At 34.9% G+C, this 13,570-nt stretch carries 9 protein-coding genes and 1 riboswitch; of the genes, 2 read left to right on the top strand and 7 right to left on the bottom strand.

Features of this window, described 5'->3' with window-relative positions:
* Nucleotides 1-39: 39 nt before the first annotated feature.
* Nucleotides 40-145, bottom strand: a riboswitch (TPP riboswitch).
* Nucleotides 146-241: 96 nt separating this feature from the next.
* Both AC3RV6_RS06150 and AC3RV6_RS06145 read right to left on the bottom strand, forming a co-directional pair.
* Nucleotides 242-2,863, bottom strand: coding sequence for a cation-translocating P-type ATPase (locus tag AC3RV6_RS06150; protein ID WP_489748574.1), 2,622 nt, complete (start codon nt 2,861-2,863; stop codon nt 242-244).
* A 467-nt stretch (nt 2,864-3,330) separates the two neighbouring features.
* A complete protein-coding gene (locus AC3RV6_RS06145; protein ID WP_489748573.1) occupies nt 3,331-5,598 on the bottom strand; it encodes a PAS domain-containing sensor histidine kinase in 2,268 nt (755 codons plus the stop codon).
* 590 nt (nt 5,599-6,188) lie between these two features.
* On the opposite strand from AC3RV6_RS06145, the gene AC3RV6_RS06140 reads away from it, so the two are divergent.
* Both AC3RV6_RS06140 and AC3RV6_RS06135 read left to right on the top strand, forming a co-directional pair.
* Nucleotides 6,189-7,223, top strand: a complete 1,035-nt coding sequence (locus AC3RV6_RS06140; protein ID WP_489748572.1) for an ABC transporter permease — start codon at nt 6,189-6,191, stop codon at nt 7,221-7,223.
* 1 nt (nt 7,224) lies between these two features.
* Nucleotides 7,225-7,899, top strand: coding sequence for an ABC transporter ATP-binding protein (locus tag AC3RV6_RS06135; RefSeq protein WP_489748571.1), 675 nt, complete (start codon nt 7,225-7,227; stop codon nt 7,897-7,899).
* An 85-nt stretch (nt 7,900-7,984) separates the two neighbouring features.
* On the opposite strand, the gene AC3RV6_RS06130 is transcribed toward AC3RV6_RS06135, so the two are convergent.
* The 5 genes from AC3RV6_RS06130 to AC3RV6_RS06110 all read right to left on the bottom strand — a co-directional run bounded on the left by AC3RV6_RS06130 (nt 7,985) and on the right by AC3RV6_RS06110 (nt 13,414).
* Entirely contained in the window at nt 7,985-8,428 is a 444-nt protein-coding gene (locus tag AC3RV6_RS06130; protein ID WP_489748570.1) for a HEAT repeat domain-containing protein, read from the bottom strand.
* A gap of 418 nt (nt 8,429-8,846) precedes the next feature.
* The gene (locus AC3RV6_RS06125; RefSeq protein WP_489748569.1) at nt 8,847-10,571 is read right to left on the bottom strand and encodes an FTR1 family iron permease; all 1,725 of its coding nucleotides are present in this window, start codon (nt 10,569-10,571) and stop codon (nt 8,847-8,849) included.
* Nucleotides 10,572-10,586: 15 nt separating this feature from the next.
* Nucleotides 10,587-11,855 (bottom strand): iron uptake transporter deferrochelatase/peroxidase subunit, encoded by a 1,269-nt coding sequence (efeB, locus tag AC3RV6_RS06120; protein WP_489748568.1) that lies wholly within the window; start codon nt 11,853-11,855, stop codon nt 10,587-10,589.
* Between the two features lie 5 nt (nt 11,856-11,860).
* Complete coding sequence (gene efeO, locus AC3RV6_RS06115; protein ID WP_489748567.1) at nt 11,861-12,721, bottom strand: iron uptake system protein EfeO; 861 nt, start codon at nt 12,719-12,721, stop codon at nt 11,861-11,863.
* A 204-nt stretch (nt 12,722-12,925) separates the two neighbouring features.
* On the bottom strand, nt 12,926-13,414 hold the full coding sequence (locus AC3RV6_RS06110; protein ID WP_489748566.1) for an HPP family protein: 489 nt from the start codon (nt 13,412-13,414) through the stop codon (nt 12,926-12,928).
* Nucleotides 13,415-13,570 lie beyond the last annotated feature (156 nt).

Genomic DNA, 13,570 nt, shown 5'->3' with positions numbered 1-13,570 from the left:
TAATATCAGGAAGCGGACTCTAATTGTTTGCGTTTTAAAAAACAGGATAACACACTTCCCTACGCTTGTATGATCCAGATCTGGTTCAAAGGGTCCGCATATAAATATGCGTCTCAATCTTTTAAAGACACCCCTAGTTCCGTTAAAATATTTAATTTATATTCAAATTTATGCTTAACACATATCAGTGCACTAAACAAAATTCTTAAGATTGAAAAGTACTGAATACTAATTTTTTTTGTTATTTATTTTTAAATAGCTTAACCACTTCATTCACAATGATTGGCAATAGACTTAGTAAAGCAATCGTCAGCCAATTTAGTGCGTCAAGTGATTGAACACTGAAAACTTCTGCAATGGGACTGATTGAAACGATAATTACTTGTAATACAATGCCTAATAATATCGAATAAATTAAAAACTTATTTTTAAATAGACCTGCTTTAAAAATTGATTGATTCATCGATTTAAAGTTAAGTGAATGAGCAAGTTGCGAGAAACTCAGTGCGATAAATGCCATCGTCTGTCCGTGGATAAGCGCATTTTCTGGAATCGTTCCTGAAAACATCGATAGAAAACTGCCCGTATACACCCCGGATGAATAGATCCCAATCATAAACGCAGTAAGCGTAATCGCACCGATTAGTATGCCATTAAAAATGATAAACGCAATGGAACCTTTGAAAAAATTTTCACTTCTATGTCTTGGCTTTTCTTTCATTACATCAGACTCTTCTGGATTTACACCGATTGAAAGTGCCGGGAATGTGTCTGTAACAAGATTTATCCAAAGTATATGAATTGGGCGTAACAACATTGGCCAGCCTAATAAAATTGCAGTAAATAAGGCAATAATTTCTCCTAAATTACAGGACAACAAGAAAATAATAGAATTTTTAATATTGCGGTAAATCGTACGCCCTTCTCCAACCGCTTTCACAATCGAAGAGAAATTATCATCTGTCAATACCATATCTGCCGCGCCTTTTGCTACGTCTGTCCCTGTTATACCCATCGCAACACCAACATCAGCAGCTTTCAGTGATGGTGCATCGTTAACACCGTCTCCCGTCATTGATACAGTGTTTTCTCCTGCTTTAAGCGCTTGTATAATTCTCACTTTATGCTCCGGTGATACACGTGCATATACATTTAGATGGTCACCTTTTTCAATTAACTCGGCATCTGTCAGTATATCAAGTTTTTTCCCTTCAATAACTTGTGATTCCTCAGTAGCAATGCCAAGTTCCTTTGCGATTGCAAAAGCAGTATCTTGATGGTCTCCAGTTATCATGACCGTACGAATACCTGCTTTTTTCGTTATTTTAATCGCTTCTTTTGCTTCCTCGCGCGGAGGATCAATCATTCCAACTAATCCAAGAAAAGTGAGTCCTTCTTCAGCTTGGGCATTCTCAGTCCCACTCATATTGTCCTCTACTTTATAGGCGGAGCCTAACACACGTAACGCTTCAATGGACATTGAATGCGCCGCTTCTAAAATTGAATTTCGAACGTTTTCATCAAGTACTTTCAGACCATCTACCGTTTCATAATGTGTACACTTTGGTAAAATCCCATCAATCGCACCCTTAGTATGGGTATAAATCTTATTCGGATACTGATGAACAGTTGACATGAGTTTCCGATTCGAATCGAAAGGGATTTCCGAAAGCCTTGGGTAATCAGTATCCAATTGTTCTTTCCTTAATCCACTAAAATCTGATGCAGCCAAAAGTGCGATTTCCGTTGGGTCACCCGTTTCACCATCATCCGAATAAGTAGCGTCATTACATAAAACAATATTTTCAAGCAATAAATTTTCAACACGGTCTTTCGAGTTCACTTCTTTTAAATTTAGCAAAGTACCGTTCACGAAAATTTTCTTGACAGTCATCCGATTTTGCGTCAATGTACCCGTCTTATCTGAACAAATGACATTGACAGAGCCTAGCGCTTCTACTGCAGGTAGCTTTCGAATGATGACATTTTGCTTAATCATGCGCTGTACACCTATTGCAAGTACAATCGATACAATAGCCGGCATTCCTTCAGGGATTGCAGCTACTGCAAGGCTAACTGCCAACATGAACATCTCTAAATAATCTCGTCCTTGCAATACACCAATAAGAAAAATAGTGACGCTAATCGCAACAGCAATCATACCAAGGTATTTTCCTAATTGCGCCAGATTTTTTTGAAGAGGCGTTCCGCTATCTACTTCACGGTCTAGCATAGCGGCCACTTTCCCTATTTCCGTTTGCATCCCTGTGGCAATAACAATACCTGTAGCACGTCCTGAAGTCGCTAAAGTAGACATAAATGCCATATTCTTTCGATCCCCAATCGGCAAGGAATCTTCACCTGAAAAACTTGAATCTTTATCAACAGGAACTGATTCCCCCGTAAGTGCCGCCTCCTCCACTTTTAAATTCATTGTTTCAATGAGGCGTAAATCACAAGGTACATATCTTCCCGCATCCAACAAAACAATATCACCTACGACTACTTCCTCGGATGGGATTTCTTTTTGCACGCCGTTCCTACGAACTAGCGCTTTTGGAACAGCCATATTTTTTAAAGCTTTAAGCGCATCCTCAGCTTTGGATTCTTGAACAAGTCCAACTACTGCATTAATTAAAACAACAAACCCAATAATGAAGGCATCCGCCATTTCTCCAACAATACCGGAAATAACAGCCGCTATAATTAGTACGTAGATTAGGACATTATTAATTTGCGCAAATAGACGTAACAGAAAAGAACGTTTTTTTGTTCCTGCAAGTTTATTACTTCCGTATTCTTGCAACCTTCTACGTGCTTCATCATCACTTAATCCAATAACCGAGTTTGTATCAACAGCCATCTCTTAATCCCCTTTTTAATACTTTACATACTATTCATTGTAAATAAAAATGGGAAATTACGGTAGTTTTAACACTTATCAAGTTGTTTATCACAGAATATGAAAATCCTATTAAAAAAAACTGCACCATGATAGATAACCTTTTCAGTAGCACAAAATCCAAATAAATTGACGAAATAGACCGCTAATTCACATAAAGAAAAGTAGTTTTCATTTTAACAGTTCAATTTGCGAACAATTTGAATGACTTACAATAATTATTGTAAGGTGAATTTTTCTTGTTAAAATTAATGTTATTTAGATGGGTAATTTAATAGAGGTTATGTAAGCGTAAAATAATAAGTTTAAAAAGTACCTGTTCACGAAACTTTCATGAATGTTAAACATTCACGTTTTTTCTCACACAGATACTCTTTTTTCAGTTACCAAATTACTATCTAGTCCTCTAACTCAAATCACTAATTCTTTTATAAATATATATCTGAGAATTCATATTTTATTAACTCATCTCTATCCATTTTTTTATTATGTTCCTTGTTAATATTTATATTATCCATTTTTTTAACAGGAAGTTCTATAGTAAATGTACTACCTTTACCTAGAGTACTTTCTACACTTAGACTACCTCCATGAAGTTCAGCCATAGACCTAGCTAAAGGTAAACCAAGTCCCGTGCCTTCAGCTATACGATTAAAATCTCTATTCAATTGCATGAATTTTTTAAAAATGACATCTATACTCTTTTTATCAATGCCTATACCTTTATCTGTTACAGAAATTATTACAGTATTATTATTTTTTTTCGCTAGTTTAATTAATATAACTTCACCTGTAATAGAGAATTTTATAGCATTCGAAATAAGGTTAAGTAAGATTTTATCAAATTTATCAACATCCAATGCAATGATCAGTTCTTCAAAAGCTGGGTCAAATATTATTTTTATGCCTTTAGACTTTGTGTATTCTGAAACTGATTGAACAATATCATCTATAATTTCCACAATATTGTAATTAGCTAAGTTTAATTCATAAAGTCCAGATTCTATTTTAGAAATATCTAATATATTATTTATGAGTTTGATGAGCCTATAACAATTTCCTATTGTCGCTTTATTAATATTAAAAATATCATCTCTAAAATCATCAAGAGAATCTTTTTCCAAATATAAATTTAATATTTGGGCTCCACTAAATATTACACTTAATGGGGTCTTTAGTTCATGAGATGTGTTAATGAATATTTCTTCTTGAGCTTTAAGGAGTTTCTCCATCCTTTTGTTAGCTATTTCTTCATCAGATATATCTATTCCTAATGCAATTATCTTTTCTACCTCATTATTTTGATTAAATATAGGTTGAAAAATTGTTTTTGTATGTTCTGTTTGTCCATTTGACATAAACTCAAGTTTATGTCTATATGAGGTTTTATTTTCAATAGATTTATTAATATCTTTAATTAATTCCTCCACATCTTCGGCTCTATAGAAATTAAAAAAACTTTTCCCAATCAAATCTAGCTCTGTATTTATATGCGATATTTCTTCTTTGATGATTTGAAATGCATATTCATTAATGTAGCTTACTTTATAGTCTTCGGGAGTGATTATTGCATAGTAAATTGCAAGACCTTCTATAATCTCTTGCAAGGCTGTATATTCTTCAATTTTATAACCACTATCTATATTTTTATAAATAAGAATACCACCATCTAAATTTCCTAGTTCATCATAAATAGGCGTACCATCGCATTTGTAATAAATCATTGGTAGTTCACTTGTTCCAATCATAGTATGATTAGTAAGATTTTCACCTCTTAATACCCTTTGGGTAGGAATGTCTTCAAATGGTAATTTATTTCCGGCTATATCATAAGTATCAAAAGCATTATGCGCCATTTGACTAGTTACTGATTTTATATCTGAGATATATTCCGGGATATATTGGGATAGTGCTTGCCTACCCACTTTATTTATATATGTATATCTTCCATCCTTATCAATAATATTTATAACATCCGACATATTTTCTACTATTAGTTCCATTTCACTTCTTTGTTTCTTAATAAATTTTCTTTCACGAACCCTCTCTGTGACATTGTAAAAAGAAGAAACTAAATACTTGTTATTTCTATCTCCACTTACCATTTTTACATTGATATCCCAATAAGACGCTACTCCATCAGTTCCTATGGATTCTACTTCAAATTCATGAAAAGAAATATCTTGTTTAAATAAATCTATAATATTATTTGTAAATGAAGGACGCTTACCTACTGGCTTATCAGAAATAATATCCATTAAAGATAATGTATTGATATAGTTTTCATCATGTTTTAGGAGAATACAACCTGGATAGCTAAATATAGCTATGGATCCATTTTTATTTGTATCATTACTACCAAAGTTATCTAATGTAAATTTTAACGCTGGATCTTCCTTCTCCTCAAAGTAATAGACTTTATCGTCTGTATTATTAACAATGTCAACGCTAATATTAACTTCTAATGGTAAGTTTTTACTATTAAAAATATATGCATAATATGGTTCTTTAATATCCTGGATAGATACTTGATGTTCAGATTTTAATAATATACCTAAATAAGTAATAGACTTTCCTATTAAATCACTATCTTTATATCCAGTTAATTGTAGGAATCCCTCGCTTATCCTATAAATTATATTTTCATTAGTATATATATGTGGGTTTTCAGCTAATCTCTCTAAGTCTTTTTTCATAATCTATCACCTCAATGTTTTATATTTTAATTTTATTTCTAAAAAAATTAATAATCGTATCTTTCTCTTTTACCTATTAATCTTAGATGGTTAATAGTTAAACTTCATTTTATTTCTCTTCCTTTTTTATTATATATTTTATCTTCTTGAATCATGGCCCTTTTTTTGACTAGCCTGACTCATTCCTCTGCTTTTAATATAGCAGAGTTAGCTTATATATCCTTTAACTTTCTACAATTGAATTTCGATTTCTTCGACACACATTGAGTTTAAGCTAATGCAAATAGCACCGCATCATTATCGGTGCTATCTGTCACTTAAATCGTGGCGAAACTGCCGCCTGAAATCTTGTCAATTCTCGCGTTATTAGATTACTACCAATCAACCATTAATTTGTTTAACAAATTATTTCATTAAACCAAGTAAACCTGGCCAAGCATGACCTAAAATAAGGTTACCTTCCGTGTGTAATGGCTTTTCAATGATTCTACAGTATCGCTAGCAATAATCTGAAACTGTAATCCTGAGTTCATCTTCCGTTCACCTAACAACTTTATACTTAGGTTATCAAGTTAAACGGAGGCGGAAAAATGAATATCGCATGGAAAGAAATTAAAAAAAGTAAAGCAAAATATATAATATTAGGTTCAATCATATTTCTCGTTAGTTTTCTAACTTTCATCATTTCTGGTTTATCAAATGGATTGTCCCAGGACAATGCAGCCTTAATTAAAGACCTACCAAATGGGCAATTTTATTTAAATGAAGATGCCAAAGAAACTTACAACCTTTCAAGAATTGATGAAAGTATGCAAGATAAAGTACTTAAAGGTCAAGAAGATGCAGCCGCACTATCTATTCAAATGGGTTTTGTGAATGATGCAGATGATAAGCAACATAGTATTGCCTTTGTCACTTCTACTGAATCAAAGTTATTTAAAAATGTCGATCAAGGTGAGATTATACTCGATCGTTCATTAGAAAAAGAAGGCATTAAAGTCGGGGACACACTTACTAATAATCAATTTAGCGGTGAGTTTAAAGTGAAAGGCTTTGTAGATCAAGCAAAATATAGCCATGCACCGGTTGCCTTTATCAATATGGATAATTACAAAGAAATTTATCGAGTGAATGATATGCAAATTGTTTTTGTTCCTGGACAAAGTGATGCACAAAGTTTCGCTGGATTACAAGCATTTACGAACAAAAAGTTTCTAAATACAATTCCAAGTTATAGTGCAGAACAAATGTCACTTAATATGATTGTTTGGTTCTTAGTCGTCATAAGCGGAATGTTATTTGCAATCTTCTTCTATATGATGAACGTCCAAAAAATTGGTTTATACGGTATATTAAAAGCCATAGGTGTGAAAACAAGTACATTGTTTGGAATGATGTGGTCACAAATGTTGTTTATTACAGTAATTGCCCTTGCCTTATCAGTAGGATTGAGTCAGGCTTTCACACTGATTGCACCTGAAGGCATGCCATTTAGTTTAACTACTGGCACGACAATTCAATTATCAATCGTATTCCTGGTCATTGGATTTATCGGGGCGACACTTTCAGGTATTCAAATTAAGAAAGTCGAACCACTACAAGCTATACAACAAGGAGAGGTTTAATATGACTATCTTTACAATAGAAGAAGTGAAAAAATCATTTACAAATGGTGAAGTGGAAGAAGAAATATTAAAAGGGATTAACCTTTCATTAAAAGAAGGCGAAATTACAGCACTGGTTGGCGCATCAGGTTCTGGTAAAAGTACGATTCTTACGATTGCCGCTGGTCTACAACGCGCATCGGGAGGACATATCTTGTTTGATGGAAAAGATATGACAGAGATGAATCAGGAACAAATCAGAAAAGTAAGAGCAAGTGAATTTGGTTTTGTTTTTCAGTCTGCACATCTCGTACCATTTCTATCAGTAGAAGATCAGCTTCTACTGATGTTAAATGTCGCTGAATCAAAAATGAGCAAACGTGAACAAAAAGCTGAAGTGAAAAAAATACTAGAATTAGTTGATATGTTGCATCGAAAAGACGCATTTCCTGCTTCTTTATCAGGTGGCGAAAAACAGCGGGTCGCCATAGCACGCGCGATTATTCACAAACCCAAAATATTATTTGCAGACGAACCTACAGCAAGTCTTGACTCAAAACGTTCAAAAGACGTAATGGTACTAATCCGCGAATTAACTAAAACGTTAAATATTACAACATTGATGGTCACTCACGACGAAGATATGCTGTCTTATGCAGATCATGTTATTACGATGAAAGATGGATTAGTTCTTTAAGGTACACAATCCAACTTGTAAATTAATACGAAGAAAGGGCGTCCCATTATACTTTGGGACACCCTTTTTATTTACACTAGTCTTATTACTTTCTTTTATTTGCATTTTCCCAAGTTGTTTCAAGCCACTTATCAAACTCTGCGCCTTTTTCGCCTTGGTATGTATTATACAAATCGAGTCGCATATTTTTCAATTTCTCTTCGAACTGTTCATACGTATGATCCCTTGGCAAACTTTTCTTGATTCTAACTAATACTTTACTAGCATCTTTCAGCAAGTCACCCTTTTTCTGTGAAGGTAATTGAACGTCTTCACCAAAAGCGACTAGTTTACCATAGGCAGCTTCTTGAATTTTATAAACAGGATCATTTATCATTTTATGTTTTAGCATATCTATGACGCGGTCATGTTTCCAAGAACCTAACTCCTGTATTGCAGCTAATCTTTCTTCCCAATCAGACATACGATTAACCGACTTTTTTAACTCTGCATAATTTGGTGGTAATTCTTCTTTAAAATTATTACTCAATTGAACCAATCTCCTTTTAATTTCATTATTTATTATACCATTATTGTTTGGTCTATATACTTTTCAGATACATTTATACGTATCATTTTTGTGTCTTTATTTAAACCTGCAGCTGCCTTAAAAATGGCTCGATTTGCAAAGATGATAATTTGGCCAAACGCTTAACATGATTCCCTGTTTTTTTGCAAACGAATTTCACCAATTCACCCCATTATCTCAATCATTTCTCTTTGCATTTCTTTAAATCCTTCATCTATACGCATCTACTACAATTATAGCTTCTTTTTCTGTCAATCAATAGCATACAAAACCACTTATTTCATACATATTATCATACTAGGAACAGTTGCACATTTTTGGTTTTGAAAACGCAAGGAAATGAGGATAGCTCAACCTCAATTCCTTGCGTTTTTTATGCTTAGTTTTTTTCTGCCCACTTCAATTTCAATGCGACAATTACAATTATCGTAATTAAAACCAATTGTGGTATGATTGTTTCCCATGTTGGATAAAAGCCTATATTACTAATTATAGGTAAACTAAAAATTTGTGATGTGGTTATATGACCTGTAATTTGCAATGCATGAATGCTTACACCTAATATTTTAAATGCTAAAAAGTAAATCAAAACAGTAGCAATTTTAAAAATAGGTCCGACAGGTATTTTAGAACTAAACCGGATAAACAAAAATGCAAACACAATTAATATTGCCAGCGCGATTCCTATGCCTGAAAGCAAATCTCCGGTTGTCATTGAAGGTGCCATTCCCAAATAGAAAATAATCGTTTCTGCACCTTCTCGAAATATTGATAAAAAGCTAATAAATGCCATTGATACAATACTTCCAGTCGAAATGGCGGTTCCCATATGTTTTTTAATGTATTGATTCCATGCAGACATATTCGATTTTTGGTGTAACCACATACCTACACCTATCATCATAACGACCGCCACAATACCAGTAACACCTTCTATTAATTCTCGATTTGCCCCGGCTGTTGCTGCGGAAAACGTCAGCGTAATTACTACTGCTGCTAGAATACTCATGATCAAGCCAACAAATGCGCCCAACCAAATCCATTTTTGCTTTTCAGGTGCATTCGCTTTTCTTAAAAAGGCTATAAGAACCGTAACAATTAACAGCGCTTCTAATCCTTCACGGAGCATAATAAGCGCTGCATCCCATACTGAGTAACTCGTTTTTTTCTGTAATAATTCAATGGATTGCCGTAAGGATTTAAGCGTAGTTTGTTGTTCATCAATATTTACATCCTTTGATGAAAGCTTCCCTGCAATAACTGGGATTTCACTTTCTAATGTCGTATATAAACTACCATTGCGCGTACGCACTTCACCTTCTACAGAAGGCCACACAGTTATGAATTCCTGCAGTATAGAGATAGCATCATTCGGTTTACCAGCTTCAATCTTTACGTCAGCTTTTTTTAACAAATCTACCAATGTTTGCAGTGTATAGCCTTCATCTTTAATTTGAAGTTGTTCTCCAGAAAGAAATGCTTCTACTACTTCCCCGAGCGTATCACTAACCGTTCGCATCTTATCAAAATCTTTTTCATCCTGAGAAAGCTCAATTCGTAAAAAGCCCATTTGCGTTTCTATTTTCCCGTAAAAGGCAATGCTTTGCTCGCGTACGATAAGTTCATTTTTTGTCCAAGCTGACAATGTCTTCTTATACTTCAAATTAGCTTCAGCTGCATCTTTCAAGTCAATAGCTTCTTTTAACTCTACTATGGTCGGTTGAAAAGCATTCTTAAACTTTTCACGCTCAGCTTCTTCATCGACTGGATTTTGTTGCTTTTCCAGTGTAACTAAAGCATGTGACATTTCTGTTAATGCATCTAGCATCGGTTGCTTATCTTGTTTTACTACCACCCGATCTAGCCGCTCTAGCATTTTTGCTACATTTTCAGCTTCGGGACTATCCGTCTCTTCGACAAGCTTCCAATCTTCATTCAGCTGAACCATCAATTGCTCGACAGAATTCCAATCGTCAGCCTTCGTTTTCATCATTGCATCCCCGACTGAAATGAAAAGTTCACTATACCCCTCTTCGGCTTGCACGAAACTTATAGGAGAGAAAAGAACTAGTAAGAAACCTAAGATTATGATTAATTTTTTCAACGTTTTCTCTCCTCATTAACTGAACAATGCTGCTCCTAGGTAACTCCCTTTTTCTACTCCTGGGAAACAAGCAAACAGCGCACTGCCACGATGCGTAATGTATTCATTTAATTTATCTTGTAGACCAAAACTATTTTGTATATTAATAAATTGCTTCGGATTCTTTTGGAATGAAATGAAAAGTAATCCCGAGTCAAACGCACCAGTTTTTGGATTCACACCATCTGAATATGAAAATGAACGACGCAATATCCGGTCTTTCACCTTAAGTGCCAAGTGAACATGTGAATTTACCGGAATGACTAATTCATCTTTCTCTTTACGATCAATTGCCATGTCCTCGAACTCATCCTTTTTCCCAAGAGGAGCGCCTGAATCACGATGCCGTCCAAATGTAGCTTCCTGTTCTCTTAAAGCCGTTCTGTCCCATGTTTCCAAGTGCATCTGAATGCGCCTAACAGTTAAATAAGTTCCGCCAGTTAACCAACTCTGTGATTCACCTGGTTGCACCCACACAATATCATTCATTTCACTTACCTGATCAACATTTATGTTTCCTGTTCCGTCTTTAAAGGCGAATAAGTTTCTAGGTGTCAGCTTTTTCTTATTTTTCTCTTCAAATGAATTAAAACCAACTTGTGACCAACGCATTGTCACTTTTCCGCGGCCAGTTCGCACTAAATTACGTATCGCATGAAAAGCAACTTGTGGATCATCTGCACAAGCTTGAATACAAATATCACCACCGACATAATTTTCATCCAATTGATCTTTCGGAAAATGTGGTAAATCAATTAATTCCTTAGGCTGCATATGTTTTAAACCAAGCTCTGTTTTGTCGAATAGACTTGGCCCAACCCCGAAAGTTAACGTTAGATTTGAAGAGTTAAGTCCTACCGTTTCCCCCGTATCCATTGCAGGAAGAAGTGTATTAGGACTATTAGGTTCAATCAATTCGCCCGCCATTAAAGCAGCACTTTGCTTGGTCCATACTTTAAACAATTCTTGTAGTTCCATTTTTGATTTCGCAGTACAGTTTAGCGACATAAAATATCCGTGTTCATGGCCTTGTGTTGCAATGCCAGACTGATGTTTGCCATTAAATTTATTACTACTCTCAGATTTCTTTTCTTCAACAAGAGGATTCGCACCGAATGCTGTTAAAACGCCTCCAAAGCCCGAAGCGCCTATAACAGCACCAGCCGTACCAATTCCTGTCATCTTCAACATATCCCTGCGTGACATTTTTTTATTAAATATCGACTTTTTTTCCTCGCGACTCATTCAAATCACTCCACTACGATACCCATTCGGCTTAGTGGTTCGGCCAAATGGTCTACCGCTTCAGATAAGTCTTTCGTATCCTCTGATGTTAACGCTTCATAAGATACATATCCGCCATTCCCATCTTCCTTCTCTGCCAATAAACCATTTAAAGCGGCGAAGTTTTCCTCAAGTGTTTTCACAAGTGCAGCGTCTTTCTGCTGTAAATTAGTTTTAAATATCTCAAAAATCTTCTCTGCACCTTCTACATTTGCTTTAAAATCGTATAAGTCAGTATGTGAATAAATTTCTTCTTCACCAGTTATCTTCGATGTTGATACTTCATTCAATAAATCGACTGCGCCAGTAATCATCAAGTCTGGTGTAACTTCAACCGTCTCAACTTTTGCACGAAGTTCTTTCACATCTTTCAATAATTGATCCGCTACTTCTTCATAGCCAGCAGTCGTATTTTCTTCCCACAGACCATATTCAATTTTATGATAGCCTGACCATGCATCTGCCTGACCTTCTTCCTCCATATCTGCTAAACGTGCATCAATGCGAGGATCTAAGTCTCCGAAACTTTCAGCGATTGGTTCTGAACGTTCGAAATACATACGTGCAGGTGCATACAATTCTTTCGCTTTTTCAAGATCGCCAGCTTTAACAGCTTCAACAAAGGCTTCCGTTTCTATTACGAATTGGTCTAGCTGCTCTTGTGCAAATTCTTTATAAGTAGCAACCTCAGCATCCAATTGACTTGTTTGTTCAGTAGGTTGACTATTTTTATCTTCTGAAGGCTTTTCTATCTCATTATTGCCACATGCAACTAGTAAACCACTTGATAACAAAAGTAATCCTGATATTTTAAGTATTTTATTCATTCGTTAATCCCCTATCATTATGATGTTTCTTAATTAGTAATGATAATCATTCTCAGGAGATGTGTCAATATATTTCTACTGAAATTATCATGAAATATAATCCATTGACTTCCCTAATTTAGTAGTCTACAAAATTAAAAAGCTTAGATGTATTTGCAAAATTAAAAAGCAAATACATCCAAGCTTATTTTGAATCACATATACTTAAAGCCAAAAAGTTGGATATTCCCTGTTACTACGCAAGTTATTAATAATAAGTGCAAGTAAAACGATAATTACTGATCCAATAATTACTGGCGTAAATAAATAGCTCCAACCATAAGCACCAAGTATCACAACAAGTGGATCTGCTCCTGCTGGTGGATGTGTCGTTTTTGTTACCATCATTAAAGCGGTTGCTAGACCGACAGCTAATGCAATTGCAGCAGGTGAATCACCAATTGTATGATAAATTGCTAAACCAACAAAAGTCGAGACAAAATGTCCACCAATAATATTACGCGGTTGAGATAATGGCGCATTCCAAGCCCCAAATGCCAATACACAACTTGCACCAAATGGCGCCATAAGCCAAAGAGAACCTGATAAATTCGTTAAAATTACTAATAAAAAAATTGCGATAAAACTGCCTATTAGACCTGTTAAAACGTCAGGAATATTTACTTTTAAAGGACTTCTCCCTTTTCCCTTCATTTTCGAAAAATATCTTTCATAAAACAAAGGATCTGTTCCACGCTTTTCCTCTTCGACTCGCTCCAGTATAATCCCCCCTCATTTACGTTAACACTGATTATAACATACTAACCTACTAATATACCTATATACGGTTAGTTCATTCAAAGTTAAATA

It is taken from the genome of Sporosarcina sp. So3-204 (genome assembly GCF_058068165.1).
Note: the sequence above shows the minus strand (reverse complement) of the source record. Positions and strands in the feature narration are given on the sequence as shown.